At 48.4% G+C, this 1,521-nt stretch carries 2 protein-coding genes and 1 pseudogene; all 3 read right to left on the bottom strand.

Translation table 11 applies throughout. The features are described 5' to 3' along the window. Nucleotides 1–293, bottom strand: a pseudogene (locus IQR33_RS16880) (cupin domain-containing protein); the annotation flags it as partial. A gap of 65 nt (nt 294–358) precedes the next feature. Then, nucleotides 359–1,093, bottom strand: a complete 735-nt coding sequence (locus IQR33_RS16875; protein ID WP_033906644.1) for an SDR family NAD(P)-dependent oxidoreductase — start codon at nt 1,091–1,093, stop codon at nt 359–361. Between the two features lies 1 nt (nt 1,094). Further along, a partial coding sequence (locus IQR33_RS16870; RefSeq protein ID WP_193843870.1) for a histidinol dehydrogenase occupies nt 1,095–1,521 on the bottom strand: 427 nt, incomplete at its 5' end.

Raw genomic sequence — 1,521 nt, 5'->3', positions numbered from 1 at the left:
TTCCCCCAATAAAAGCGGAACTGACCTTTGAACACCAAGAAAAGCTCAGCGGTGCGATGAGAATGTAACGAATTTTTGATGCCCGGCGGTTGGCCTGCGGCACCAATATTAAAGCCCGCCGTATCGCGAATATGAACATGCTGACGACTGCTCTCTGCCACCCCTGCACCGATAATACAAAAGTTATCTTTGAGATCACTGCCTGGCGTGCGCGCATCAATAAACGCACTCGTACCCGGAATCAGTTCCATGTAGCGGACCAGATTATTATTCATTTTAGATTGTAGAGTCATTGTAAATCCTTGTTGTCCTTGTTTGGACCTAGCCTTTGAATTGTTAGTTACAAACCGAAAGTGTGTTACAGACCTAAAGGTCGCCCACCATCAACCGCGATGGTATTGCCTGTCGAGAAGGTCAAAACTTCTGCTGCGGCGTACACGGCTTGAGCGACTTCTTCATCATTGGCTAAACGCTTAAGCGGTGTGGATTGTTCTTGTTGATTACGCCATGCGTCATCCAAGCCTTTGACAAACTCAGTGTCGACAAGCCCTGGAGCAACAGCCAAAACGCGAACCTCGGGAGACAGAGCGCGAGCTAAAGAACGGGTCATGTTCTCCGCGGCAGATTTACTTGCACAGTAAGCAATGTTGCTCCCCATCGCAGTCTGTGCCGCGATAGAAGTAATGTTCACCACACAACCATTGGCTTGCTTAAGCCAAGGCTCAAACGCTCGAACCATGGCAAAAGGCGCACGGACGTTCACTTGGAAAATTTGGTCAAACAGTTGATCATCTAAGCTTTGCAAATCAGAGTGCGCGACGAATTTCGTCATCCCCGCACAGTTGACCAACAAATCCAGCTTGTCGCTTATTTCACTGACTTGATGTTTAAGCTGTTCAATCGCACTAGAATCTGCCACGTTCAATTTGAATGCTAGATGCTCGTTACGTGGCAGCGAGGAAAGCACATCCTCGGCCGCTTTATGATTACTGTTGTAAGTCAGAATTACGCGATATCCCGATTCAGCTAGCTTGCGACAAATGGCGGCACCCAGTCCGCCACTGCCGCCTGTGACTAAGGCAAGTTTCGACATATTACGCCTCTTCTACTTTGCCTTTGTAACGGCGCACACGAATATCCGCTTGCTCTTTGTGGCCAGCAAAACCTTCGAGTGCACACAAGCGAGAGCAATACTCACCGACTTTGAGGGACGCAGCTTCCGTTACACGCTGGTAAGTACAGGTTTTGATAAATTTACCTACCCAAAGACCACCGGTGTATCGCGCCGCTTTCTTCGTTGGCAGTGTATGGTTGGTACCAATACATTTATCGCCGTAAGAAACGTTGGTTTCACGACCTAGGAACAAGGCACCGTAGTTGGTCATGTTATCTAGGAAGTATTTAGGATCTTCCGTCATCACTTGAACGTGTTCAGAAGCGATATCGTCTGCCACTTCCACCATTTCTTCGTAGCTATCACACACAATCACTTGTCCGTAATCTGCCCACGCTTTACCCGCG

Source organism: Vibrio sp. OPT46 (genome assembly GCF_015163535.1).
Taxonomy (GTDB): domain Bacteria; phylum Pseudomonadota; class Gammaproteobacteria; order Enterobacterales; family Vibrionaceae; genus Vibrio; species Vibrio alginolyticus.
Note: the sequence above shows the minus strand (reverse complement) of the source record. Positions and strands in the feature narration are given on the sequence as shown.

Excerpts from the sequence above, each read along its gene's own strand:
- IQR33_RS16875 (WP_033906644.1), bottom strand. The coding sequence starts at position 1,093 with ATGTCGAAACTTGCCTTAGTCACAGGCGGCAGTGGCGGACTGGGTGCC.